At 40.2% G+C, this 23960-nt stretch carries 26 protein-coding genes and 1 riboswitch; of the genes, 19 read left to right on the top strand and 7 right to left on the bottom strand.

The genetic code is table 11. From position 1 onward, the window contains the following. The first annotated feature begins 13 nt into the window (after positions 1-13). The 4 genes from sufD to sufB are packed head-to-tail and all read left to right on the top strand — an operon-like array spanning position 14 to position 4420. Positions 14-1312 (top strand): Fe-S cluster assembly protein SufD, encoded by a 1299-nt coding sequence (gene sufD, locus ACFS5O_RS08170; RefSeq protein ID WP_205725446.1) that lies wholly within the window; start codon positions 14-16, stop codon positions 1310-1312. After that, entirely contained in the window at positions 1312-2532 is a 1221-nt protein-coding gene (locus ACFS5O_RS08175) for a cysteine desulfurase (protein ID WP_205725447.1), read from the top strand. The genes sufD and ACFS5O_RS08175 overlap by 1 nt, the downstream gene beginning before the upstream one ends. Further along, the gene (gene sufU, locus ACFS5O_RS08180; protein WP_066397334.1) at positions 2522-2968 is read left to right on the top strand and encodes a Fe-S cluster assembly sulfur transfer protein SufU; all 447 of its coding nucleotides are present in this window, start codon (positions 2522-2524) and stop codon (positions 2966-2968) included. The genes ACFS5O_RS08175 and sufU overlap by 11 nt, the downstream gene beginning before the upstream one ends. Before the next feature lie 54 nt (positions 2969-3022). Continuing rightward, entirely contained in the window at positions 3023-4420 is a 1398-nt protein-coding gene (gene sufB / locus ACFS5O_RS08185) for a Fe-S cluster assembly protein SufB (protein WP_066397332.1), read from the top strand. A 51-nt stretch (positions 4421-4471) separates the two neighbouring features. On the opposite strand, the gene modA is transcribed toward sufB, so the two are convergent. Then, positions 4472-5275, bottom strand: a complete 804-nt coding sequence (modA, locus tag ACFS5O_RS08190; protein WP_205725448.1) for a molybdate ABC transporter substrate-binding protein — start codon at positions 5273-5275, stop codon at positions 4472-4474. A gap of 282 nt (positions 5276-5557) precedes the next feature. Here modA and nfsA point away from each other — a divergent pair, with 282 nt between their 5' ends. Both nfsA and ACFS5O_RS08200 read left to right on the top strand, forming a co-directional pair. Then, positions 5558-6304 (top strand): oxygen-insensitive NADPH nitroreductase, encoded by a 747-nt coding sequence (gene nfsA / locus ACFS5O_RS08195; protein ID WP_205725449.1) that lies wholly within the window; start codon positions 5558-5560, stop codon positions 6302-6304. Between the two features lie 24 nt (positions 6305-6328). Further along, the gene (locus tag ACFS5O_RS08200) at positions 6329-7171 is read left to right on the top strand and encodes a DUF72 domain-containing protein (RefSeq protein WP_205725450.1); all 843 of its coding nucleotides are present in this window, start codon (positions 6329-6331) and stop codon (positions 7169-7171) included. A gap of 429 nt (positions 7172-7600) precedes the next feature. Here the strand turns inward: ACFS5O_RS08200 and ACFS5O_RS08205 are convergent, their stop codons facing one another. Beyond that, positions 7601-7903: a YunC family protein gene (locus tag ACFS5O_RS08205; protein ID WP_066397323.1), complete on the bottom strand. Its 303-nt coding sequence runs from the start codon at positions 7901-7903 to the stop codon at positions 7601-7603. Between the two features lie 123 nt (positions 7904-8026). Between ACFS5O_RS08205 and ACFS5O_RS08210 the strand changes: the two genes are divergently transcribed. The 6 genes from ACFS5O_RS08210 (at position 8027) to ACFS5O_RS08235 (ending at position 14041) form a co-directional block, all read left to right on the top strand. Continuing rightward, a complete protein-coding gene (locus tag ACFS5O_RS08210; RefSeq protein WP_205725451.1) occupies positions 8027-8821 on the top strand; it encodes a thymidylate synthase in 795 nt (264 codons plus the stop codon). Further along, a complete protein-coding gene (locus tag ACFS5O_RS08215) occupies positions 8818-9294 on the top strand; it encodes a dihydrofolate reductase (RefSeq protein WP_205725452.1) in 477 nt (158 codons plus the stop codon). The genes ACFS5O_RS08210 and ACFS5O_RS08215 overlap by 4 nt, the downstream gene beginning before the upstream one ends. A 72-nt stretch (positions 9295-9366) precedes the next feature. After that, positions 9367-10224 carry a sporulation protein YunB gene (gene yunB, locus ACFS5O_RS08220; RefSeq protein WP_205725453.1) on the top strand — a complete coding sequence of 286 codons (858 nt, stop codon included), beginning with the start codon at positions 9367-9369 and terminating at the stop codon, positions 10222-10224. 104 nt (positions 10225-10328) lie between these two features. Continuing rightward, a riboswitch (Lysine riboswitch) is annotated at positions 10329-10511 on the top strand. Between the two features lie 143 nt (positions 10512-10654). After that, on the top strand, positions 10655-12244 hold the full coding sequence (locus ACFS5O_RS08225) for a Na+/H+ antiporter NhaC family protein (RefSeq protein ID WP_205725454.1): 1590 nt from the start codon (positions 10655-10657) through the stop codon (positions 12242-12244). A gap of 188 nt (positions 12245-12432) precedes the next feature. Continuing rightward, positions 12433-13935, top strand: coding sequence for a sodium-dependent transporter (locus ACFS5O_RS08230; protein WP_205725455.1), 1503 nt, complete (start codon positions 12433-12435; stop codon positions 13933-13935). Position 13936: 1 nt separating this feature from the next. Continuing rightward, the gene (locus ACFS5O_RS08235; RefSeq protein WP_205725456.1) at positions 13937-14041 is read left to right on the top strand and encodes a methionine/alanine import family NSS transporter small subunit; all 105 of its coding nucleotides are present in this window, start codon (positions 13937-13939) and stop codon (positions 14039-14041) included. 355 nt (positions 14042-14396) lie between these two features. On the opposite strand, the gene ACFS5O_RS08240 is transcribed toward ACFS5O_RS08235, so the two are convergent. Then, a complete protein-coding gene (locus ACFS5O_RS08240) occupies positions 14397-15398 on the bottom strand; it encodes a M23 family metallopeptidase (protein WP_205727209.1) in 1002 nt (333 codons plus the stop codon). 204 nt (positions 15399-15602) lie between these two features. Between ACFS5O_RS08240 and lipA the strand changes: the two genes are divergently transcribed. Continuing rightward, positions 15603-16487 (top strand): lipoyl synthase, encoded by an 885-nt coding sequence (lipA, locus tag ACFS5O_RS08245; protein ID WP_144698293.1) that lies wholly within the window; start codon positions 15603-15605, stop codon positions 16485-16487. A gap of 39 nt (positions 16488-16526) precedes the next feature. Here lipA and ACFS5O_RS08250 read toward each other — a convergent pair whose 3' ends face one another. Further along, on the bottom strand, positions 16527-17138 hold the full coding sequence (locus ACFS5O_RS08250; protein WP_205727208.1) for a YhcN/YlaJ family sporulation lipoprotein: 612 nt from the start codon (positions 17136-17138) through the stop codon (positions 16527-16529). A gap of 121 nt (positions 17139-17259) precedes the next feature. Between ACFS5O_RS08250 and ACFS5O_RS08255 the strand changes: the two genes are divergently transcribed. After that, entirely contained in the window at positions 17260-17535 is a 276-nt protein-coding gene (locus tag ACFS5O_RS08255) for a YutD family protein (RefSeq protein WP_066397303.1), read from the top strand. A gap of 76 nt (positions 17536-17611) precedes the next feature. On the opposite strand, the gene ACFS5O_RS08260 is transcribed toward ACFS5O_RS08255, so the two are convergent. Together ACFS5O_RS08260 and ACFS5O_RS08265 are read right to left on the bottom strand one after the other, a co-directional pair. Next, positions 17612-17908: a hypothetical protein gene (locus tag ACFS5O_RS08260; protein ID WP_318300268.1), complete on the bottom strand. Its 297-nt coding sequence runs from the start codon at positions 17906-17908 to the stop codon at positions 17612-17614. 92 nt (positions 17909-18000) lie between these two features. Then, the gene (locus tag ACFS5O_RS08265) at positions 18001-18270 is read right to left on the bottom strand and encodes a DUF3055 domain-containing protein (protein ID WP_205727206.1); all 270 of its coding nucleotides are present in this window, start codon (positions 18268-18270) and stop codon (positions 18001-18003) included. Positions 18271-18374: 104 nt separating this feature from the next. Between ACFS5O_RS08265 and ACFS5O_RS08270 the strand changes: the two genes are divergently transcribed. From ACFS5O_RS08270 to ACFS5O_RS08280, 3 genes are all read left to right on the top strand, one after another. After that, positions 18375-18815 carry a DUF86 domain-containing protein gene (locus tag ACFS5O_RS08270; RefSeq protein WP_205727205.1) on the top strand — a complete coding sequence of 147 codons (441 nt, stop codon included), beginning with the start codon at positions 18375-18377 and terminating at the stop codon, positions 18813-18815. A gap of 87 nt (positions 18816-18902) precedes the next feature. After that, positions 18903-19553 carry a helix-turn-helix transcriptional regulator gene (locus ACFS5O_RS08275; RefSeq protein ID WP_379838956.1) on the top strand — a complete coding sequence of 217 codons (651 nt, stop codon included), beginning with the start codon at positions 18903-18905 and terminating at the stop codon, positions 19551-19553. A gap of 67 nt (positions 19554-19620) precedes the next feature. After that, entirely contained in the window at positions 19621-20388 is a 768-nt protein-coding gene (locus ACFS5O_RS08280; protein WP_205727203.1) for a TIGR01457 family HAD-type hydrolase, read from the top strand. A gap of 397 nt (positions 20389-20785) precedes the next feature. Here ACFS5O_RS08280 and ACFS5O_RS08285 read toward each other — a convergent pair whose 3' ends face one another. Then, positions 20786-21283 carry a phosphatidylglycerophosphatase A family protein gene (locus tag ACFS5O_RS08285; RefSeq protein ID WP_066397286.1) on the bottom strand — a complete coding sequence of 166 codons (498 nt, stop codon included), beginning with the start codon at positions 21281-21283 and terminating at the stop codon, positions 20786-20788. A 197-nt stretch (positions 21284-21480) separates the two neighbouring features. On the opposite strand from ACFS5O_RS08285, the gene yutH reads away from it, so the two are divergent. After that, positions 21481-22503, top strand: a complete 1023-nt coding sequence (gene yutH, locus ACFS5O_RS08290; protein WP_205727202.1) for a spore coat putative kinase YutH — start codon at positions 21481-21483, stop codon at positions 22501-22503. A 482-nt stretch (positions 22504-22985) separates the two neighbouring features. Beyond that, entirely contained in the window at positions 22986-23951 is a 966-nt protein-coding gene (locus ACFS5O_RS08295) for a 2-hydroxyacid dehydrogenase (protein ID WP_205727201.1), read from the top strand. Positions 23952-23960 lie beyond the last annotated feature (9 nt).

Consider the following 23960-nt stretch of genomic DNA (forward strand, 5'->3'; position numbering starts at 1 on the left):
AGGGGGACTATACATGTCAGTTGATACGAGCCTAAGATTTGATAAGGACTACGTAACCGGTTTTTCAAGCAGCAGACAGGAACCCGCTTGGCTGCAGGAACTTCGTTTGCAAGCATTGGAATTAGCTCAAGAGCTTCCGATGCCTAAACCGGACAAAACTAAGATCGATAAATGGAACTTTACAGAATTCAAACATGAAGCAACTGGCACTCCTGTTGCGTTCAATGAACTTCCAGAAGATGTTAAGGCGTTGATCGGTTCTGAAGAAGAAGCGAAAAATGTTCTTGTTATCCATAATGGAACACCTGTCTATTTTGCACTTGAAGAGTCCGTAAAGGATCAAGGTGTTATTTATACAGATCTACTAACAGCTGCAAAAGAGCATGAAGAGCTAGTGAAGAAGTACTTCATGAAAGCTGTAGCGGTTGATGAAAATCGCCTTCCAGCACTTCATGCAGCACTATTCGTGAATGGAGCATTTTTATACGTTCCAAAAAACGTTGAACTTTCTGCTCCGATTCAAGCGGTCTACTACCAAGATGATGAAGCAGCGATCTTCAACCATGTTATCGTTGCTGCAGAAGACAACAGCTCTGTAACGTATGTAGAAAACTACTTATCAACGAATGAATCATCAGAATCTGTTGCTAACATCGTGTCAGAAGTATACGCAGGCAGCGGTGCAAAAGTCGTTTACGGTGCTGTGGATAACCTTGCAAAAGGAATGACAACATACGTGAACCGCAGAGGTCGTGCTGAGAAAGATGCTCGCATCGAGTGGGCGTTGGGTCAGTTTAATGACGGAAATACGGTATCTGATAACACGACTCACTTGATTGGTGATGGATCTTTCACAGATACAAAGACGGTAACAATCGGTCGCGGTGATCAAAAGCAAAACTTCGTAGCGCAAATCTTTAACCACGGTAAACATTCTGAAGGTTATATCCTTACTCATGGGGTAATGAAAGATAACGCGAGCTCTATTTTTAACGGTATTACAAAAATTGAGCACGGTGCTACAAAGTCTCATGGTGAGCAAACGGAACGTGTACTTATGTTAAGTGAAAAAGCACGTGGTGATGCGAACCCGATCCTCTTGATCGACGAAGATGATGTTACAGCAGGTCATGCTGCATCAGTTGGAAGAATCGATCCTCTTCAAATGTTTTATCTGATGAGCCGAGGTATTCCAAAAGCTGAAGCGGAGCGCTTGATCATTCATGGATTCTTAGCACCTGTCGTTAGTCAGATGCCTTTAGAATCTGTTAAAAATCGTTTAGTCGAGGTTATCGAAAGGAAAGTGCGCTAATGAGTGCAAACGAATGGAGAAAGCTGTTTCCTATCCTAGATCAGGAAGTTAACGGCAAACCTCTCGTTTACCTTGACAGTGCAGCGACTTCACAAAAACCAATACAAGTAATCGAAGCTTTAGATAAATATTACAAAGAGTACAACTCGAATGTTCACCGAGGTGTTCATACACTTGGAACTCGTGCTACAGATGGTTATGAAGGAGCACGTGAAAAGGTACGCCGCTTCATCGGAGCTAAGTCTACACAGGAAATTATCTTTACACGTGGTACAACAACAGCGATCAATACGGTAGCAAGAAGCTATGGTATGGCTAACCTTTCTGAAGGTGATGAGATTGTGATCACTCCTATGGAGCATCACAGCAACATCATTCCATGGCAACAAGTGGCGAAAACCACTGGTGCAACACTTAAGTACATTCCTTTACAGCCTGATGGCACGATCGATCTAGTGGATGTTGAAAATACAGTTACAGCGCATACTAAGATCGTCTCAGTTATGCAGGTATCGAACGTGTTAGGAACGATCAATCCGATCAAAGAGATCGCAGCAATCGCGCACAAGAACGGAGCTGTAATGGTTGTGGATGGCGCTCAGAGTGCCCCTCACATGAAAGTAAACGTTCAAGATCTAGATTGTGATTTCTTTGCCTTTTCAGCACATAAAATGTGTGGACCTACTGGTATTGGCGTGCTTTACGGAAAAAAAGCACTTCTCAACAAGATGGATCCAGTAGAGTTCGGTGGAGAAATGATTGATTTTGTAGGACTTCAAGAATCAACGTGGAAAGAACTGCCTTGGAAGTTTGAGGGTGGTACACCGATCATCGCTGGAGCGATTGGTCTAGGTGCTGCGATTGATTTCTTAGAAGAAATCGGTCTTGATAATGTGTTAAAACATGAACATGTACTTGCTGAATATGCGATGGAGCGCCTTTCAGAGTTAGAGGGTGTTACGATCTTTGGTCCGAAAGAACGAGCAGGACTTGTAACGTTCAACTTAGATGATGTTCATCCGCATGATGTAGCAACCGTTTTAGATTCTGAGGGAATTGCTGTTCGTGCAGGCCATCACTGTGCACAGCCGCTCATGAAATGGTTAGATGTTACAGCAACAGCACGTGCTAGCTTCTACTTGTATAACACTGAAGATGACATCGATGCTTTTCTTAAAGGCTTAACAACAGCAAAGGAGTATTTCGGTCATGTCTTCTAATTTAGATCAGCTATATCGTCAGGTCATCATGGATCATTACAAAAACCCACGCAATAAAGGGGTTATTGAGGATAATGCTCTGACGATCAATATGAATAACCCAACATGCGGCGATCGCATCCAGCTTACCTTAAAAGTAGAAGATGGAAAGATCGAATCGGCTAAGTTTGACGGTGAAGGGTGTTCGATCAGTTTAGCATCAGCTTCTATGATGACACAGGCTGTTAAAGGCCTTCCTGTCGAAGATGCTGTAAAGCTTGCAAAGATTTTTTATGATATGATGTTAGGGAACGACTATGATGATGAATCCTATGATCTAGGTGACATCGAAGCTCTTTCTGGCGTTTCTAAATTCCCTGCTCGCATCAAGTGTGCCACTCTTGCGTGGAAGGCGATGGAGCAAGGAGTAGGAAAAGATGAGGAAGAGGAAGAATAAGTTCCTTTTGATAATGAGTAATAGAGTGCCAATCCAGTAAGGAGGGATTCTGTAATGGCTAAGAAAATGCCGGATATCGGCGAATATAAATATGGTTTTAGAGATAAAGACGTTTCCATTTTCAGATCGAAGCGTGGGTTAACAAAAGAGATCGTTGAAGAGATCTCACGCATGAAGAACGAGCCTGAATGGATGTTAGAATTCCGTTTGAAGTCATTAGAGCAGTTCTATAAGATGCCAATGCCACAATGGGGCGGAGACATGAAGGACTTAAACTTTGATGATATTACGTATTATGTTAAGCCATCTGAGAAATCTGAGAAGTCTTGGGATGAAGTTCCTGCTGAAATCAAAGCGACTTTTGACAAGCTAGGAATTCCAGAAGCAGAACAGAAGTACCTTGCAGGTGTATCTGCACAGTATGAATCAGAGGTTGTTTATCACAACATGAAAGAAGACCTTTCTGACTTAGGTATTCTTTTCACAGATACAGACACAGCTTTAAAAGAGCACGAAGAGATCTTCCGTGAGCATTTTGGAACGATCATTCCGCCATCTGATAACAAGTTCTCAGCACTTAACTCTGCTGTATGGTCTGGTGGATCTTTCATTTACGTACCAAAAGGTGTTAAATGTGATACTCCACTTCAAGCATACTTCCGAATCAACTCAGAAAACATGGGTCAGTTCGAGCGTACGTTGATCATTGCTGACGAAGATAGCTCTGTACACTACGTAGAAGGATGTACAGCACCAGTTTATTCTACAAACTCACTTCATAGTGCGGTTGTTGAGATCATCGTTAAGAAAAACGCTTACTGCCGTTATACAACGATCCAAAACTGGGCAAACAACATCTATAACTTAGTTACAAAGCGTGCAGTTGCTGAAGAGAACGCAACGATGGAATGGGTAGATGGAAACATCGGATCTCGTCTAACGATGAAATATCCGGCTGTTATCATGAAAGGCCGCGGTGCGAAAGGTACGATCCTTTCTATCGCGATCGCAGGTAAAGGGCAGCATCAGGATGCAGGAGCAAAAGTATTGCACTTAGCACCAGACTGTTCTTCTACAATCGTTTCGAAGTCGATCTCTAAGCACGGCGGTAAAGTAACATACCGTGGTATCGCTCACTTCGGACGTAAATCTGATGGATCTAAATCCAACATCAAGTGTGATACACTGATCATGGATAACCAATCCACTTCAGATACAATTCCGTACAATGAGATTCTTAACAACAACATCACACTAGAGCATGAAGCGACTGTATCGAAGGTTTCTGAAGATCAGTTGTTCTACCTCATGAGCCGTGGTGTTTCTGAACAAGAAGCAACGGAAATGATCGTAATGGGCTTCATCGAGCCATTTACGAAAGAACTTCCAATGGAATATGCAGTAGAGATGAACCGTCTGATCAAGTTTGAGATGGAAGGTTCAATCGGTTAATAAAGAAAAGCCTTGGTGTTAACATACACCAAGGCTTTTTTTGTGGTATAGCTATTTTTTTATCTTTTGAAATCCAAACTTCTCAAACGTTTTTAAGGTTTCTTCCTTTTTCAAATAGTTATAGAACTGCTTTGCTTCTTTCTTATGAGAAGTATTTTTTATTATTCCGACTGGATAGATGATAGGTGAATGAGTATCTTCTTTAGCAACGGAGGCGACTTTCACTTTAGAAGAAACCATTGCATCCGTTTTATAGATGATACCTGCATCGACATTACCCGTTTCTACATATGTAAGCACTTGACGAACGTCTTTGGCATAAACGATTTTCTGTTCAACTTCTTTTAGAAGGTTTAATCTTTCTAATGTTTCCACTGCGTATTTCCCCGCTGGTACAGTCTCAGGGGTACCGATAGCCACCTTCTTTACCTTAGGCAAATCTGCAAATTCCTTTATAGCTTGTGTTTGATCTTCCCCAACGACTAAGACAAGTTCGTTTCCAACAAGATCAGTTCCTTTATGCTTTTCGATCAGTCCTTCTGCAACAAGCTGGTCAAATTTATCTTCTGCTGCTGAAAAGAACAGATCCACAGGTGCACCGTTGGAGATTTGCTGTTGAAGAGCACCAGAGCCTCCATAATTATATGTAATGCTGACATTTGGATGTTCTTTTTCATATTGAGTCGCAATTTTATTTAATGCATCTTGCAAACTGGCTGCTGCTGAAATCGTTAATTCTACATTCTCTTTATTGGATGCGCTGTCTGCTAATTTTGATGATTCATTTTTTGAACAAGCAGATAAAAGTGTTACAAACAAGCATATTAGAAGTAAGATTACAAAATTTCTCTTCATCTTTTCTCTCCTTACTTATTCTTTGTTTTCGTTATATAGAAAAAAGACGCCCGAACGGACGTCTTTTTTGCGTATATTGCGGCGAGAGACAGCACTCCACATAGTGCATTGCCAAAAGGCGCGTCAATCTCGTCTTATGCAATTAGCTCATCGCTAGAATAGTATACCATCACTTTGCTCTAAAGAGAAGCAGATCTTATAGAGACTTCAAATGGTTCGCTTTTTTATATACGAAAAAGATATAATGCAATCAACCAAAACTTTAGAGAAGGAGCATATGAAATGAACGAAACTATTGAAACGATATTATCTCATCGATCGATTCGAAAATTTAAGAACCAGCGACTAGATGTAGAAACGGTTGAAACACTTGTACAATGTGCTCAAGCCGCATCTACTTCAAGCTATCAACAAGTTTGTACGATTATTGGAGTAGAAGACCGGGAAAAGAAAGAAAAACTAGCTGAGCTTGCGGGTAATCAATCGTACGTCGCAGACAACGGCTATTTCTTTGTTTTTTGTATGGATTACAACCGTCATCAAATAGCAGCAGAAATGAAAGCGATCGACATTCAAGAAACGATTCAATCGACGGAAGCGTTTATCGTAGGAACGGTGGATGCCGCTCTAGCTGCGCAAAATCTTTCTATAGCAGCTGAGTCGCTAGGACTTGGAATCGTGTATATCGGTGGGCTTCGAAATTCTCTGCAAGAAGTGTCAGAGCTGTTGGGGTGCCCAGACCATGTTCTTCCGTTGTTTGGTGTAGCTGTAGGGTATCCGGACGCAGAACCTGGGAAAAAACCTCGTTTGCCGATGGAAGCCGTTTTTCATAAGAATCAATACCAAAGTAAAGAGGAAACTCAAGACCTCCTACATCAATATGAAAAAGAAACGGCGGAATATTACACAGAAAGAACAGGCGGAAAACGTACAGAAGGCTGGGTTACACAGATTACAGCGTCGATGGCGACCCCAAAACGTACGTTTATGAAAGACTTTGTTCAATCAAAAGGATTAAATAAATTGTAACTCACAGGCAGGTGACTTCTAAGAATGATAAAAATCGGTGTAACAGGCTGGGGAGATCACGATTCTCTTTATCCAGACGGTACTCCAGCAAGAGACAAGCTCGCTGTATATAGCGGTCACTTTCCTGTTGTAGAAGTTGATTCTTCCTTTTACGCGGTTCAGCCTGTTAAAAATTATGAAAAGTGGGTAGCCTCTACACCAAAGGATTTTTCATTTGTTGTAAAGGCTTATCAAGGAATGACAGGACATTCAAGAGGCAAGCTGCCTTTTGATTCGGTGAAGGAAATGTATGAGGCGTTTATAGAGTCCATTCAACCTGTCATCGCATCAGGCAAGCTTGAGATGGTCTTGTTTCAATATCCACCGTGGTTTGATTGTAAGAAAGAAAATGTCCAAATACTTCGCTATGCAAAAGAAATGATGGGTAACATTCCTGTTGCTCTTGAGTTTCGTAATCAAACATGGTTCAGTGCTGCGATGAAAGAGAAGACACTTCATTTTATTCAAGAAGAGAATTGGATTCATACGGTCTGTGATGAACCTCAAGCAGGACAAGGCTCGATTCCGATCGTTATGCACACAACACCGGATAAGACACTCGTTCGTATGCATGGTCGAAACGTTTATGGCTGGAACAACCAAGGGCAGCCGAACTGGAGAGAAGTTCGATATCTTTATCGTTATAATGAGGCAGAGCTTCAAGAATGGAGAGAGCGTATACAAAAGCTTGCTTCAGAAACGAAGGATCTAACCATTCTTTTTAACAATAATTCGGGTGGAGATGCTGCTGATAATGCGAAGCAGATGATTGATCTACTGGATATTCACTATGACTTTTTGGCACCGAGGCAGTTGGATTTGTTTTAGTTTTTCCTTATATTACAAATCCATTTCAATAAGAAGGAAACGATTCATTTTTCACTGTAGACTGATATACTAATAGGGTGAATGAAATCAGTTTTGCTGAATGAAGAAAGTGGGGATCACTTTGAATTTCAAAAAATTGATTCAGATGATGTACTGCTTACAGATTGCCTTTATTTTCAGTGGCGTTTACCTGCTATGTATCTACATATTTCTCAATGATTCGAAGCGTATTCAGTTCTTATCCTTGGTCTTATGCATTAATCTTATTTCATTAAAAATAACAAGAGATCGTTTTAAAGCATAAATTGAACACCCTCTGCCTTATTGGTAGAGGGTGTAGTCGTTTTATGTGAAATGTCGATATATTTGAAAAGTTGCCGATATATTCTTTTTTTCGCCGATATATTTCAAATCTCGCCGATAAATGCTTTAGATCATTTTTAAAAGTGCTTTTCGCCCTTGCATACCAACTTCAATACCTTTTTCTTTTGCTTCAAGAGTAATAGATTCTAAAGGTGCATCCAACAGCTGCTCGATTGTTCTTACTCCAACAGCGCGTCCTGCGATAATTTTACGGTCTGCTAACTTTTCGTTTAATAGTGCCACATCTAGTGCTCCACACATGATATATCCATTGTCATTGAATACAGCCATAAAATTCGTTTTTGGCAAACGAAGGGTGACAGCGGTAAACGGATGTCCTTCGATTAAGATCGGGTTCATCTCTAACATGCTTCCACTCCTTTCTTCACTATTATTTTTATGTGTACAGAAGGGAAAAAGTGTTAGGTGTTGAAGCTATTTTTATGACTTTTCGTATGATACGATTAAAAGAAAAATAGGAGGCGATGAGGGATGAAACAATATCTGGATTTTCTTCAAGATATTCTACATAACGGTACAAAAAAAGAGGATCGGACAGGCACGGGAACCGTTTCTGTTTTTGGTCGTCAGATGAGGTTTGACCTCCAAGAAGGCTTTCCGCTTGTTACGACAAAAAAATTACATGTAAAGTCGATTATTCATGAATTGCTCTGGTTTTTAAAAGGTAATACGAATATTGCTTATTTAAAGGAAAACGGTGTACGCATTTGGGATGAGTGGGCAGATGAAGAGGGAAACCTTGGTCCTGTATACGGTCATCAGTGGCGATCTTGGTCGACTCCGAACGGTGAGACGATCGACCAGATCTCAAACGTAATCGAAGACATCAAAAACAACCCGGATTCAAGACGATTAATCGTCTCTGCATGGAATCCGTCTGATATTCCGAATATGGCACTTCCACCCTGTCATTTGTTATTCCAATTTTATGTTGCGGATGGAAAACTCTCCTGTCAGCTTTATCAGCGCTCAGCAGATAGTTTCTTAGGCGTGCCTTTTAATATTGCGTCGTATGCTTTGTTAACGATGATGGTAGCTCAAGTAACAGGCCTTAAACCAGGTGAGTTCGTTCACACAGTAGGTGACGCACACATCTACACCAATCATCTTGAACAAGTTGAGCTGCAGCTCACTCGTGAGCCAAAGCCGCTTCCTAAGATGAAGATAAATCCGAATGTAACGAATATCTTTGATTTTACTTACGGTGATTTTGAACTTGTAGACTATGAAGCGCATCCCCATATTAAAGGTGTGGTGAGCGTATGATCTCGTTTGTTGTAGCGATGGATGAAAATCGTGCGATCGGCAAAGACAATGACCTTCCGTGGTACTTACCGAACGATCTCAAGCACTTTAAAAACGTAACGATGGGAAAACCGATCGTGATGGGGCGAAAAACGTATGAATCTATCGGAAAGCCTCTACCCGGACGAGAGAATATCGTGGTAACAAGAGATGAAAAGTATCAAGCAGAAGGAACGACCGTGGTTCATTCTGTTGACGAAGTCATGCAAAAAGAAGCAGAAGAATTATGTGTGATTGGTGGAACTGAGATCTTTAAGTTGTTCATGTCAGTTGCAGATCGTCTGTATGTTACAGAGATCCACCATACATTTGACGCTGATACGTATTTTCCTGAGATCAATCGTGATGAGTGGATGGAAGTCTCACGTAAACCAGGCATTGTTGATGAAAAGAACAAATATCCACACGATTTTGTCGTGTACGAAAAAAATTAAAACCATAAAGTTTGAATGAGCCCCCCTCTTGTCTGCATACATATGTATATGTAGATAAAGGGGGGTTACCTTTTGCTTAAACGCAAAAAAATGAAACTTCGAAAAGGGCCACTTCCATTCCGATTTGTTGTGCTAATATCTTTTTCACTTTTTATTATTATTACTATTCAAGGGTTGTGGTTAGTAGATAAAGGAATTGAGCCAACTTTGATGTATGTAGCTCAGAGAAAAACAGAGGAAATAGCATCTTTAGCAATAAATGAAGCAATTTTTAATAAATTATTTGATTCAATCGATATGCAAGACATACTAATTTCTAAAGAAGATAAAGATGGAAACATTGTTTTTGCTGGAGTTAATCAAAAAGTAGTAAACAATGTTCAATATAAGTCAGCGATTGTTGTTCAAGAATTTTTAAAAGAAATCGAAAAAGGTAAAATTCCAGAAAGTATTAAATCAGAAAAATTAGGTTTATCAAAAAAACATCCGGATGAACCCGGCGTGATCATGGATATACCTCTTGGGCAAGCTACTGAAAACTCCTTATTAGCGAATTTAGGACCACGCATTCCCATAAAATTCACTATTGTTGGAGATGTAAATACTGATATTGAAGAAAAAATTGAAACAGTGGGCATTAATAATACTTGGATTTCAATAAATATTATTGTTACTGTAAAAGCTAAAGTAGTTATACCTTTTGCAACTGAAACTGCAATAGTAACAAGACCTATACAAATAATGGGTCAATTTATACCAGGAGAAGTACCGATTTATTATAATCAATCGGGTGACCCGATTCAGCCCGCTTTACCAATTGATCCTCAGATAAAAGAAAAAGTAAAAAGCGAAGATGAATTTCAAGAAGGTACTGATATTCCAGAAGATAGCTCATCAGAAGACGTGAGTGGGAAAGAAGCAACAGAATAAAAATATTTCCTTTATTTAACAAATCCTGTTCAGGTTGACCATTCGTTCTAGTTTGTTATAATTGTAATTGAATTAAAAATTATATATGTCTTTAAGCCTATCACCGATGGGGTAGAGGAGCGGATTTTATAAGTACTTTTTCAGAGAGTGACGTCTGTGAAGAAAAAGGAAAGGAACTTCCGCCGAAGCAAAAGGTAACCGTCTGTTCACTTTTGCTGGGTTTGCACTAAATAAGTGTAAAACTGTCACTGCTTTGAAACTTAAAGCAGTGGAGGACTACTGATCGATGAGGAAAACCATAAATTACTTAAGTGATTGATAACAGGTTATTTCCTTGTCTATTGATCGCTTTTTATTTTGTCCTTTTTTCCTCAACGTCCTGTAAGAACTCCTCAATATCGATGGCTGAATGAAAAGAAGGAGGAACATCATGGAATTTGAGAATTCGATTTATTCATTAATACCACCTGTATTGGCAATCTTAATGGTGGTTCTAACACGCAGAGTGTTAGTCTCGCTAGGAGCTGGAATCATTGCGGGAGCATTATTACTTCATGATTTTAGTATGGGAGCGACACTGAAAGAAATTGGTACGATAGTTAAAGGGCACTTTATTTCAGATGGTGCGTTAAATGAGTGGAATGTGTATATTCTTCTATTCTTATTGATTTTAGGAATGATGACGAGCATTATCTCGTTAGCAGGAGGAAGCCGTGCTTTTGGAGAGTGGGCGATCGCGAGAGTGAAAACCAGAAGAGGTGCACAACTTCTGACCGTTGTGTTCGGCCTCGTCATTTTTATTGATGACTATTTTAACTCTTTAGCTGTCGGAAATGTAAGCAGACCCATTACAGATCGACACCGCATCTCACGTGCAAAACTCGCTTATTATCTTGATTCAACAGCTGCCCCAGTATGTGTCATTTCACCTGTTTCAAGTTGGGGAGCGTACATCATTGGTATTATTGGAACGATTTTTGCTACACATGAGATTACGAATATGTCTGCATTCAGTGCATTTATTCAGATGATTCCTATGAATTTTTATGCAGTGTTTGCCCTAGTTCTCGTGTTTATCGTTGCGTATTTTCAACTTGATTTTGGACCGATGAAAAAGCATGAAGAAACAGCTCTTGCAACAGGAGAAGTGATTGCTCCCGATAAAAAAGCAGCAATCGGAGAAGGAATCAAGCTCGAAGAAAGTGATAAAGGAAAAGTAGGAGACCTTGTGTGGCCAATCGTGATTTTGATTGTATCAACGGTTGGATTTATGATCTATACGGGCATTCAAAATGTGAAGGGGCTTGATGAACCAACGGCCATCACACTTTTATCTATTTTCGAAAACACAGATGTACCAAAATCACTGGTATATGGGGGGCTGCTTGGTTTAGCTTCAGCTATATTGTTCTTCCTACCTAAGAAGATGGGTGCTGCATCATTAGGAAAAGGACTGGGACGTGGTATTCAATCTATGCTCGGTGCTGTTACGATCTTACTTTTTGCTTGGACGATCATCTCAATCATTGATAGCTTAGGAACAGGAACGTATCTTGCAGGATTAGTCGATCAGCATATGAATTTAGCTTATCTGCCATTTGTTCTTTTTGTCCTGTCAGGGCTTATGGCTTTTGCAACAGGAACTTCATGGGGGACGTTTGGTGTCATGCTTCCGATCGCAGCAGAAATTTCTGCATCTACAAATATAGATTTCATGTTGCCTGTTCTAGCGGCCGTTTTAGCAGGCTCTGTTTTTGGCGACCACTGTTCACCAATATCAGATACTACCATCCTTTCTTCAACAGGAGCAGGAAGTCATCATATCGATCACGTTATGACCCAGCTTCCTTATAGCCTAGTGGCTGCAGGAGTATCTGCAGTAGGGTATCTTGCACTCGGCTTAACAGAGAGTGTTTGGGTTGGCCTTCTTGCATCTGCAGTGATCTTTATCTTGGCACTCATCATCATTAAAAAAATTTCTAGTAAAAATAGCATGAGCGATCAAGCATATCACGCTTAAGCTTGAAAGTGTCTGGTTGTTAACCAGGCACTTTTTCTTATATTTATACGACGTTTTCCCCCTTATTCCGACAAAATAACTAAAAACATTTTGACGGTTTTCATGTTTTGTAATATACTGAACACAGAATTATCAGAAAAAAGTAATAATTGTAAACTTTTCGACTTCATAACAAGGGGGATACAACAATGGAAAATAGGCAGCAATGGGGAAGCCGCTATGGATTTATATTAGCAGCGGTCGGCTCGGCTATCGGCCTAGGCAATATCTGGAGATTTCCAGCAGTTGCTTATGAGAACGGTGGGGGAGCATTCTTCATCCCATATCTAATAGCACTTTTAACGGCAGGGATTCCCTTACTGATTCTAGAATTTACGTTAGGTCATAAGTACCGTGGATCTGCTCCACTATCTTATTTCCGTCTTCACAAAAAAGCGGAATGGCTTGGATGGTGGCAAGTGTTTGTAGCGTTTGTTATTTCCACTTATTACGCGGTAATCATCGCTTGGGCGATTAAGTACTCCATTTATTCATTAAACTTAACTTGGGGAGACAAGCCTTCAGATTTCTTTTATGGAAATGTCCTTCAATTAAGTAAGACGCCTGGTGACATTGGCGGCATCGTACCAGGTATTTTGATCGCACTTCTAATCGTTTGGGTTGTAACGCTTCTTGTTCTTTATAAGGGTGTTTCAAAAGGAATCGAGCGTTTTAACAAAATCTTTATTCCAGCTTTAGTCATTATGTTTACGTTAATCGTTATTCGTGCCGTAACGCTCGATGGTGCAGCTCAAGGTTTGAACACGTTCTTCACTCCTGATTGGAGCATGATCAGTAACGGTAAGGTATGGGTAGCAGCTTACGGTCAAATTTTCTTCTCATTATCAATCGCATTTGCGATTATGGTTACGTATTCAAGCTATCTGCCTAAGAAATCAGATATTAATAACAATGCGTTTATTACAGGTTTCGCAAACTCAGGTTTTGAATTACTAGCAGGTATTGGTGTATTCGCTGCTTTAGGTTTCATGGCCATGCAACAAGGTTTGCCAGTGGATGAAGTAGTAAAAGGCGGAATCGGACTAGCGTTTGAAGTATTCCCAGCAATTATCAATGAGTTTCCTGGTGGAAATGCCTTCTTTGGAACCATGTTCTTCTTAACCCTTGTATTTGCTGGTATGACATCGTTGATTTCGATCGTTGAAACGTATGTGGCAGCTTTACAAGACAAATTTGGAATCTCAAGAACAAAAGCCGTGTTGATGGGCGGAGGAGTAGCATCTGTTATCTCATTACTTTTCGCTACAAAAGGCGGACTGTACATGCTTGATATCGTGGATTACTTTATCAACAACTTTGGTATTACGTTAGCAGGTCTTGTAGAAGTAGTCATCATTGCTTGGTTTGTAAGACAATTGACTGGACTTCAGAACCACGCGAACGCAATCTCTGACTTACGAACAGGATTATGGTGGAAGGTTTGTCTAGGGGTAATCACACCAATTCTTCTTGGTTACATGATGTTCGATAACATTAGACAGAACCTTAAAGAAAACTATGAAGGATATCCTACAGAACTTATCCTTACGTATGGTGTAGCAGTGGCAGTTGGTGTCATCGTACTCGGAGTCGTACTAGGTCTTGTGAAGTGGAAATCTGAAGAAGTTGTAGAGAAAAAGGAGGTCAGCTAATATGACAGGCAGTGCGATTACAATGATGGTGATTGGCATGGTGATCCTATGGGGCGGCCTCCTCGCAAGTATTGCAAATGTGGTTCGCGTTTCAAAAAGAAAATAAAGAGTAAAGCTGTTTCTTCTGTTGAAGAATCAGCTTTTTTTATGATTTGGCGCTCGTAAATCAGAGCAAGGCTCGAGATTTACGAGCGCCATATGAAAAATACGAGCGCCATATGAAAAATACGAGCGCCATATGAAAAATACGAGCGCCATATGAAAAATACGAGCGCCATATGAAAAATACGAGCGCCATATGAAAAATACGAGCGCCATATGAAAAATACGAGCGCCATATGAAAAATACGAGCGCCATATGAAAAATACGAGCGCCATATGAAAAATACGAGCGCCATATGAAAAATACGAGCGCCATATAAAAAAAGAAGCCCTTAAGCTCCTTTTTTTATAACCTAACATTATCTTCGTCTGTTGTTAATACGCTCCTGACGTTCCCATGCTTTTAAATAAGGATATGGGTCAAATGCCCATTCTGTATATCCGTTGTCACGGTACATGCCAAAGTGGAGATGAGGGGGGAATTTCCCAGAAGTTCCGGGAGGTCCGTAACCTGTACTGCCTACGTAGCCGAGTACCATTCCGGGCTCTACGATCGTCCCTTTTTCAATCGCTTTATTGAAACTGCCTAAATGGGCGTAATAATGATATACATTATTGATATCTCGGACACCGATTCTCCATCCGCCAAATCGATTCCATCCTTTGATCTCAACGATTCCATAGGAAACCGCTTTAACAGGTACACCGTAATTCGCAAATATATCTGTACCTTCATGAATGCGTAATCCACCAAATCCACGTCTGTCACCCCATGTGCTTCGGTAACTATAGTTGGATCTTAATGGAACGATAAAGCTGTGTTTGTCTAGAGAAACCGTTCCATAGGTCTCATAGATCTTTGCGTTTTCCATAATAATATCTACGGCTTTATCTCGTTGGTAATAGCTCCAAAGACCAATTCTGAAATTTTCTATATCATGCCCATGCTTTTTAATGATCTCACTAAATGTAAACAGAATGTCTTCATCGTTGTTTCGATCAGCAATACCATCATTGTTACCGTCTTTTCCAATACCTCCAAGCATTGAAATACGTTCAGGGTTGGTATCGTCCATGGTTGGATTTATTGGTCCAGACCATTGCAAAGGAGAAAAATAAATGCCGACTAATCCTTTTCTGGCAGGAAGATCTCTTCTCGCTTTTCTTACGCTTCTTTCATATTGGTCTACACCTGCAAAGTAATGCCATGGAATGAGCGTAACAGACTCCATTTTTTTATAAAGGCTAAGCCGTTCCACGTCTTCTTTCGTAAATCGCTCTGCGGCCTCACTATTTCTTTCCGGAAGAAAGGTTATAAGAAGGGCTGTCAGAGTGAGGAACAGGACTGAAAATTTCCTCATACGTCCCAATCCACTCCTTTCTTTCATTTATCTATAGTTTGTTGAAGTTCAGAAAAAACATGAAGGAAAAATGTTGGAAAAAACTCATGTTTGGAATTTTCCCCTGTCGTATGGTAGAGTATTGATGGGACAATAATGTTTAAGTAGAAATTAAAATACGAACGTTCATTATACGAAAGACCAAGAAAATTTGGGGTGATGATGATGGCAAAGAAAGAAGAATACGTACGTAAACCCGAGTGGTTAAAAATAAAGTTAAACACGAATGAAAATTATAAAGAACTTAAAAAGATGATGCGTGAGAAAAAGCTACATACGGTATGTGAAGAAGCAAAATGTCCAAACATCCATGAATGTTGGGCTGTCAGAAAAACAGCTACTTTCATGATTCTTGGAGACATCTGTACACGCGCTTGTCGTTTTTGTGCAGTAAAAACAGGATTACCAACAGAACTGGATCTACAAGAGCCAGAACGTGTTGCTGAATCTGTTGAACAAATGGGTTTAAAACACGTAGTAATCACGGCTGTTGCGCGTGATGATCTTAAAGATGGCGGTGCTCATGTATTTGCGGAAACCGTTCGTTCTGTTCGTGCTCGTAATCCATTCTGCTCTATTGAAGTTTTGCCATCTGACATGTTAGGTGATTTTGATGCACTAAAAACATTAATGGACGCAAAGCCAGATATCATGAACCATAATATTGAAACGGTACGACGCCTTTCTCCAAGAGTTCGTGCCCGTGCAACGTATGACAGAACGATGGAATTTTTGCGTCGTGCAAAAGAAATGAACGCTAACATTCCGACGAAATCTAGTCTGATGATCGGACTGGGTGAGACATGGGAAGAAATTATTGAAACGATGGATGATCTGCGTGCAAATAACGTTGATATCATGACGATCGGACAATATCTACAACCTACAAAGAAGCATTTAAAAGTACAAAAATACTATACACCAGATGAGTTTAAAGAACTGCGTGATATCGCTTTCTCTAAAGGATTTAAGCATTGTGAGTCTGGACCACTTGTCCGTTCTTCTTACCATGCAGATGAGCAAGTGAACGCTGCTGCCCAAAACAGCTAAATATAAGAAAACCAGAAGCAACAATCTGCTTCTGGTTTTTTATTTGCCTTCCATTTGTCCACGCATACTATTTGTTTCACCGTTCATCTCACCATTTTCATTTTCCCCATAGTTCCATTTCTTGCCTTGAGGCGCTTTTTTCATTTGTAGGATCAACTGGTCCATGATTCCTTCGATCTGTTCTGTATCATTGTTTAAGGATTGATACTGTTCGATCTTGTCGATCATTCCTTTTTCATCTGATACGTACACATGATAATACCTTGGTACAACAGAGAAACCAGTCATCTTGACTTGGTCAGCCGCTGCGTTTCGGTCTTTGTTCGTTGTTTTGTAGCCGATCAAAACTTCTTCATCGGTAACTAATGTACCTACATCTTTAATGTACGGTAACTGCAGGACCATGTCTGAGATCATGTCGGCAAGCTTTTGGCGATTTAAGTACGGAACTGCATTTCCTGTTTTTACTTTGTCCCCCGACATATGACGCATATATCCAAAGTCCCCATAGTTCATGTTGTTGCCAATTCGATTCTCATCTTTTACATTGGTTTTAGAAAATTTATATTCTTGTCCCATCTTCTTTTGATCACCGCCGCCGCATCCAGCTAGCATGAAACCGATCAATAAGAACATTCCTAGTTTTTTCACAGGTGTTTCACCTCCTTATTCTATAGAGTGCCTTAAAGTAAAAGATCTTTACGAAGAAATTGTTGGCTGAAAATAGTGCAAGCATGGTAAAATAAGTATCAGGAAACGAGGTGAAGCATTTTTGATTACAGTTGGTAATTATTCCTATGAAGTGATTGAAGATGTAAAAGAAGCCTTTAACGAGGAACAATTTAAAGCACGCTATAGCGAAATCTTACATAAATACGATTATATTGTAGGTGATCTTGGTTACGAACAGCTTCGACTTCGTGGTTTTTTTGAGGACAATCATGAAAAGGCTACGTTCGACACAAAGATCAGCACCTTGCCGGAATACATTTACGAATATTGTAATTTCGGATGTCCGTATTTTGTAGTGAAAAAAGTAAACCCCTGAGTCATTCAGGGGTTTTTCTTTGTTTTATCGATAATCAGCTTGGTTTATAAAGTAATAAAGTTAAGCCAAGTTTCCCTTATGAACCTCGAGAATCTTCATAAGGTTTTTCAGTATGATATTCTGGATCATCATGTGTAGGATGAGCACCAGGATCTTGTCTTTCCAGACCTTCATGAAGGGTTTTGTTTTCATAGTTAAAGGCACTATAATAACGCTGTTCTTCTCTCCAAGGAGTCGATTTTCCTAAAGCTCTTTTGATGGGTGAGCCATATGGGCCTTCAGGTAAATCCTCAGGAAGTACGTAATTACGACCAGTCTCTACATTCGAAAAATCGGTATATTTTTCTTTTTCTTTTTCGAACAAAAAAACCATCCTCTCTTCGGTCATTTTAGGATAAGAAAGTATCCTTATCTAAAGTGTCTCCAAGAAAGCATGATTCTTTTTTGGTACATTTTGATTACATCTTAAACTACATCAGCTAAAAACTCACGAAGCTCCATCGCGTCCTCTTCGGTTAGATTAAACGCGTGTTCCAAATAACCTTCTTCTTCTAGATCATCTTGACCGATGATGGCATATGTACTGCCTATCATGTTCAGAACTAAAGATTTTCCGTAATGTCTTGTTGTTTTCGTGATGGCAAGATCAAAGCGAGTGTTTCGTCCCATAAAGCTTACAAAGCGCGTTTCAGTTGTTTCTTTATCATCATATAAGAAAAAAGTTTCTTCGTTCATTTTTGTTCCTCCTTCGTACCCTTCAAAATTTAAAGTTTGAGTTCATATGATTGCTCTTACTTTATGTTACACTTTACAAGAGAAACTTACAAAAGGTGATGACTATGTATTTTGTTGATCGAAAAAAAATCAATGAACATTTAGTGTACATGAACGAATTAATCCATACGTTTAAGGAGTTATCCACTCCCGCAAATAAGCTCGAAACACTTGTGGTTGAAAGAATTGGACACATGTTGATCGAATCGATGATGGACGTTGGTAATATGATCATCGATGGATTTATCATGCGCGATCCAGGAAGCTTTGAAGATATTCTTGATATCCTTATCGATGAAAAAGTAATTCCGAATCATGAAGCAGTATCACTTAAAGAAGTGGTGAACCTTCGAAAATCACTCGTTCAAGACTACACATCTGCTGATAGTCAGGTCATTTATGATACCATCGCATCAAAAGAGAAGGAACTTTCTGCATTTCCATTACACATAAAAAGGTACCTAGAAGAAGAGTTGGGGCCAGTTTCCGCATTTTTACCTGAATAAGGATAAAAAAGTTTTTATACATTTATATTTAAAAATGTACGTTTACCCTTATTTACGATAAAATGGTGATAAAGGATGGTGATGACCATGAAGAATCACACCTCAACCCGTGATGAAATCATCTATCTTTTAAAAAGGAATAAGAGGATGACTGTTACGGAAATGGCAAAGTCCCTCGGAATAACCGAAATGGCTGTTCGGCGTCATCTCAACACGTTAGAACGTGATCATGTGATTGAGACGACTCTTGTTCGACAGGCTATGGGAAGACCGATCCATTTTTATCATCTTACAGCAAGTGGTGACGAACAATTTCCACGAAACTATTCAGGACTTACCGTCGATTTTTTAAAAGATATAGAAGAAGTGAGTGGCACAGGAACAATTGATGAATTGTTTAAGCGACGTGAAAATCGTCTGCAGGATAGATACAAAGATCGAATGAATACATTCACAGAGTTTGAACAAAAAGTAAATGAACTCGCTAATATTCAGAATGAAGCAGGATACATGGTGGACTGGGAAAGAGGAGAAGATCCTAATACCTTTGTATTCACCGAGTACAACTGTCCGATCGCTAAAGTAGCGAATGAATATCAGCAAGCCTGCTCCTGCGAGCTATCACTCTTTAAGCGCATGCTACAAACAGAAGCTGTTGAGCGAAAGACGTGTATGGCAAAAGGCGGAGATTATTGCTGTTATGTGATAAAAGAAGAAAAGCAAACATCTGAAGTCTAAAAAGCTTCAGGTGTGTTTTTTTTTTGAAGTGGGTAAAATGAGAAGGTACATAAAAGGAGAGAGCATGATGAAGGCATATAAAGGATTCTTGATCGACTTAGACGGAACGATGTATCGGGGGACAGAACGAATTGTTGAGGCGGTTGATTTTGTGAAAAAATTAAACGAAAATAACCTTCCTTATTTATTTGTAACCAATAATTCTTCCAAAACTAAAAAGCAAGTGGCAGATGTGCTTGCAGGATTTGATATACCAGCATCAGCAGAGCATGTGTATACGACGAGTATGGCAACAGCAAACTATATTGCTGAACAAAAGAAAAATGCGACCGTCTATTGTATCGGTGAAGATGGCATTAAAGAAGCACTTCAAGAACAAGGGCTGGAACTGGTAGAAGAGAATCCTGATTTTGTTGTGATCGGAATCGATCGCTCGATCAACTATGAAAAGTTAGCTAAAGCTTGCCTTGCCGTCCGCAATGGCGCAACGTTTATCTCAACAAACGGAGATATCGCACTACCCACAGAAAGAGGACTTCTTCCAGGTAACGGGTCACTAACTTCAGTTATTACGGTTTCTACACAAACAGAACCAACATTTATTGGTAAGCCTGAGTCCATCATCATGGAGATGGCATTAGAAACACTCGGAACGAAAAAAGAAGAAACTCTCATGATCGGTGACAACTATCAAACAGATATCTTAGCTGGTATTCGTGCCGAGATCGATACGCTGCTTGTTCACACAGGAGTCACAACAAAGAAACACCTTGAAGACATTGATGTGCACCCAACATATACCGTTAACGGATTGGATGAGTGGGAGATCAAGTAAGCAGGTACCTTAATTGAAAATTATTTTTGGGTTATTTTGTTCACTTCTTCATTGACAAGTTGATTGAAGTGCAAGGTGTGAGACTCTCGGCTAGGACAAGCGGTCAGTCCGAAGAGTGAAAGTGGCTCGTTCAGCCCCGCCAAGCAAAAGGTGAATGGGTTGGAAGGCGCACTTTGCCTTCTAACCCATTTAACTTTTGACCTCGAGGGGCTAGCCATTGTAACTAGACAGGTGAGACCCTTAAGGGTGCATAGCGGCAAGGGGCTCACCGCCTGCCCCGCGGAAAGCGAGCATCCTGGAACGGAAATCAACTCCTTACAAGAACTGCAAAGCTTAGAACAGACAACATAAAAAAGGCTTAAGTCAAAGAGAATCCTCTTGTTCTTAAGCCTTATTTTTATTCTTCATTTGCTGCACGATGTGCCAGTCTGCTCGAGGCTGCCGCTGCAATCGCGCCGACAATGTCATCTAAGAAGGTGTGGACCATCCCTGTTGATTTATCGTTAAGTTTTTCTAAGATACCTGGTTTTTGTTTATCGATGAAACCATAGTTCGTAAAACCGATCGAGCCATATATATTCACTATTGATAGTGCGATTACTTCATCGATCCCATAAAGACTTTCATCGCGAGCCAATATTTCCTGAAGCGGCTGTTCAAGTTTTTTCTGTTCTGCTAATACATCTAGGGCAATGCCTGTAAGAATAGCATTCTGAACTTCACGTTTTGCGATGACTCTTTCAACGTTCTCTCTACATACATCCATTTTAAGATCAGGATGGTAGGGGACTTGGAGAAAATAAACAAGTTCAGCAATATCGTTTACCGTAACGCCCCGTTCGTTCAGCTGTTTGCGTGCAGTTTCTTCGACTTTTTCCACTTTTTTGTTTGGCATCCTTGTACTCCTTTTCTCTGTTAGTCTCCTTAGCTTTGTATAGTATATGTTTTCATAGTAAAGTTATGAATTTATAAAAAGTGCTAACCACTTTGCCTAAATGGGCATACAATGTTGTATCCAATCATGCGGTGGTGTGTTCAGTAACTTCTTAAAAGATCTACCGCTGGAAAGCTGAAGGGGTGGGGGGATCGGCTTTGTTTGAAAGAGATGTGTTTCATCATTATCAACTAGTATGTGAAGATAGAAGATCTGAATCAGGTTATCGGACCTTCTATTGCAAAGGAAACCAATACATCGTGATACCACAGCAGCAGATGTCTTATGAAAAACTGCAAGAGATGATGTATATCAGTGATTATCTACAACAACGAGGAGAGGAAAACATTCCTGTTCTGCAGCCTACGATCACCAATATGCCTAGTGCTTATGTAGATGGAGAGTCTGTTATCATTTTTAAAGTGGAACCAAAAAAAGGAGAACATCGTAGCTTTGAGATAGGCTCAGAACTTGCAGAGTTTCATAAGCGAGGAAAAGGTCTGGAACAATATTATCCGGTAGAACAAATCGCATACGGGCAATGGCCGCAGTTATGGATCAATCGTGTGGATGAAATGCATAACCGTTATGCGGAAATATCTGCGAGAAAACAAAAGAATGATTTTGATCAATTGTTTTTGACGACATTTCCTTATTATGAAGGAATGGCTGAGAACGCGATTCAATATATCACGGATTACCAACTAGAGAGAGGGCCTAAAGGAATAGGTTCTGCTGCTATCTGCTATGATCGTTTCAGCGAACGGTCCTGGATTCGGACCTCTAACAGTTTTGTTAAACTGCCGGTTGGCTGGGTAATCGATAGTCCGATGAGAGACCTTGCAGAATGCATCAGAGAAAAGATCTATCAGCCAGAATTTAGAAGTCATGAAGTTTTGCAGTTGATCGACGATTACGAAAAAGTTAAGCCATTATCCAAGGGAGCTTGGAGACTTCTATACGGCAGGCTCCTTTTTCCATCACAATATTTTGATACAGTGGATGAACATTATAACAATGAAAGAGATATCGGAAAAGAATTGTATGTCCGCCGCTTTACTGACTTAATCTCGTATGAAAAGCAAAATGAATACTTTTTAAAAAGCTTTTACAGATCAATCGGTCTTCCGGTTCAAGAGTTAAATATCCCAATGGTCGATTGGCTTGTACCCATGATCTAAAGAAAGAGGTGGCTCAAAAGTAAGATTTTTGAGTTATACCTCTTTTTTTTGATTGTTTTGATCTAAATTGTTGTCTTCGAAAGTAGTTGATTTCCGCTCCAAGTTGCTCGCTTTCCATGGGGCGAACGGTGAGCCACTTGCCGCTTTGCGCCATTAAGTGTCTCCACCAGTCTAGTTGCAGTGACTAGCCCCTCGAGGTCACAAGTTGAATGGTCAAGAAGGCAAAGTGCGCCTTCCTAGCCCATTCAACTTTTGCTTGTCGGGGCTAAACGAGTCACTTCCACTTTTCGGACTGACCGCTCGTCCCATAGGAGTCGGCAACCTTCCGCTACAATCAACTTCACAGGAAGTAAAAATAGAAAATCTCTAAAAGCAACCATTATTTAGATTACACTTTGCACTAACAAAATTAAATGCATAAGTACCATTGCTTTATTTTCTCACTTTCACATGAGAAAATAACAAGCAAGGAGTGAAAGCGTATGCAAAAACCTTATGTTTTTATTACACGAAAATTACCTAATGAAACGGTTGCACAATTGGAGCAGATCGCACAAATCAACATGTGGCCGCATGAAGAAAAGGCTGTACCACGGGAAGTGCTTCTTTCCGAGATCAAAAAAGTAGATGGTCTGCTCACAATGCTTTCAGACAAAATCGATAGCGAAGTACTGAATGAAGCATCTTCACTAAAAGTAATAGCAAATTTAGCAGTTGGCTATGACAACATCGATGTCGCAGCTGCCAAACAAAAAGGTATCACGGTCTGTAACACACCAGATGTATTAACCGATTCTACAGCGGATTTAGCCTTTTCTCTAATCCTTGCAACAGCGCGGAGGATTGTTGAATCAGCTAATTATGTAAAAGAAGGAAAGTGGAACAGCTGGGGACCTTTATTACTTGCGGGAACTGATGTTCATCATAAAACGATCGGGATCGTTGGAATGGGCAGGATCGGTGAAGCCGTAGCGAGACGAGCAAAGGGCTTTGACATGAAAATTTTGTACCACAATCGAAACCGTAAGCCTGATAGGGAGATCTCACTCGACGCAGAATATAAAGAATTTCATGAGCTTTTAAAGCAATCAGATTTTGTGGTTTCTCTTGCACCATTAACACCTGAAACAAAAGGAATGTTTAACCGAGAAGCTTTTCAGAGCATGAAAGATAGCGCGATCTTCATTAATGCAGGCAGGGGTGCAACGGTTGATGAAGCTGCGCTGATTGAGGCATTACAGAAAAAAGAAATCGCTGGAGCTGGTCTTGATGTATTCCAACAAGAGCCGATTGATGTCGATCACCCTCTTCTCTCGATGAAACAAGTGGTAGCCCTTCCTCACATCGGTAGTGCAAGTGTTGAAACAAGGATGAAAATGGCTGAACTTGCATGTAGAAACATACAAAGTATATTAGACGGAAAAGGCGCAGAAACGCCTGTTACATAAGGAGGAACA

Origin of the sequence: Fictibacillus nanhaiensis (genome assembly GCF_042686385.1) — a bacterium.
GTDB lineage: Bacteria > Bacillota > Bacilli > Bacillales > Fictibacillaceae > Fictibacillus > Fictibacillus nanhaiensis.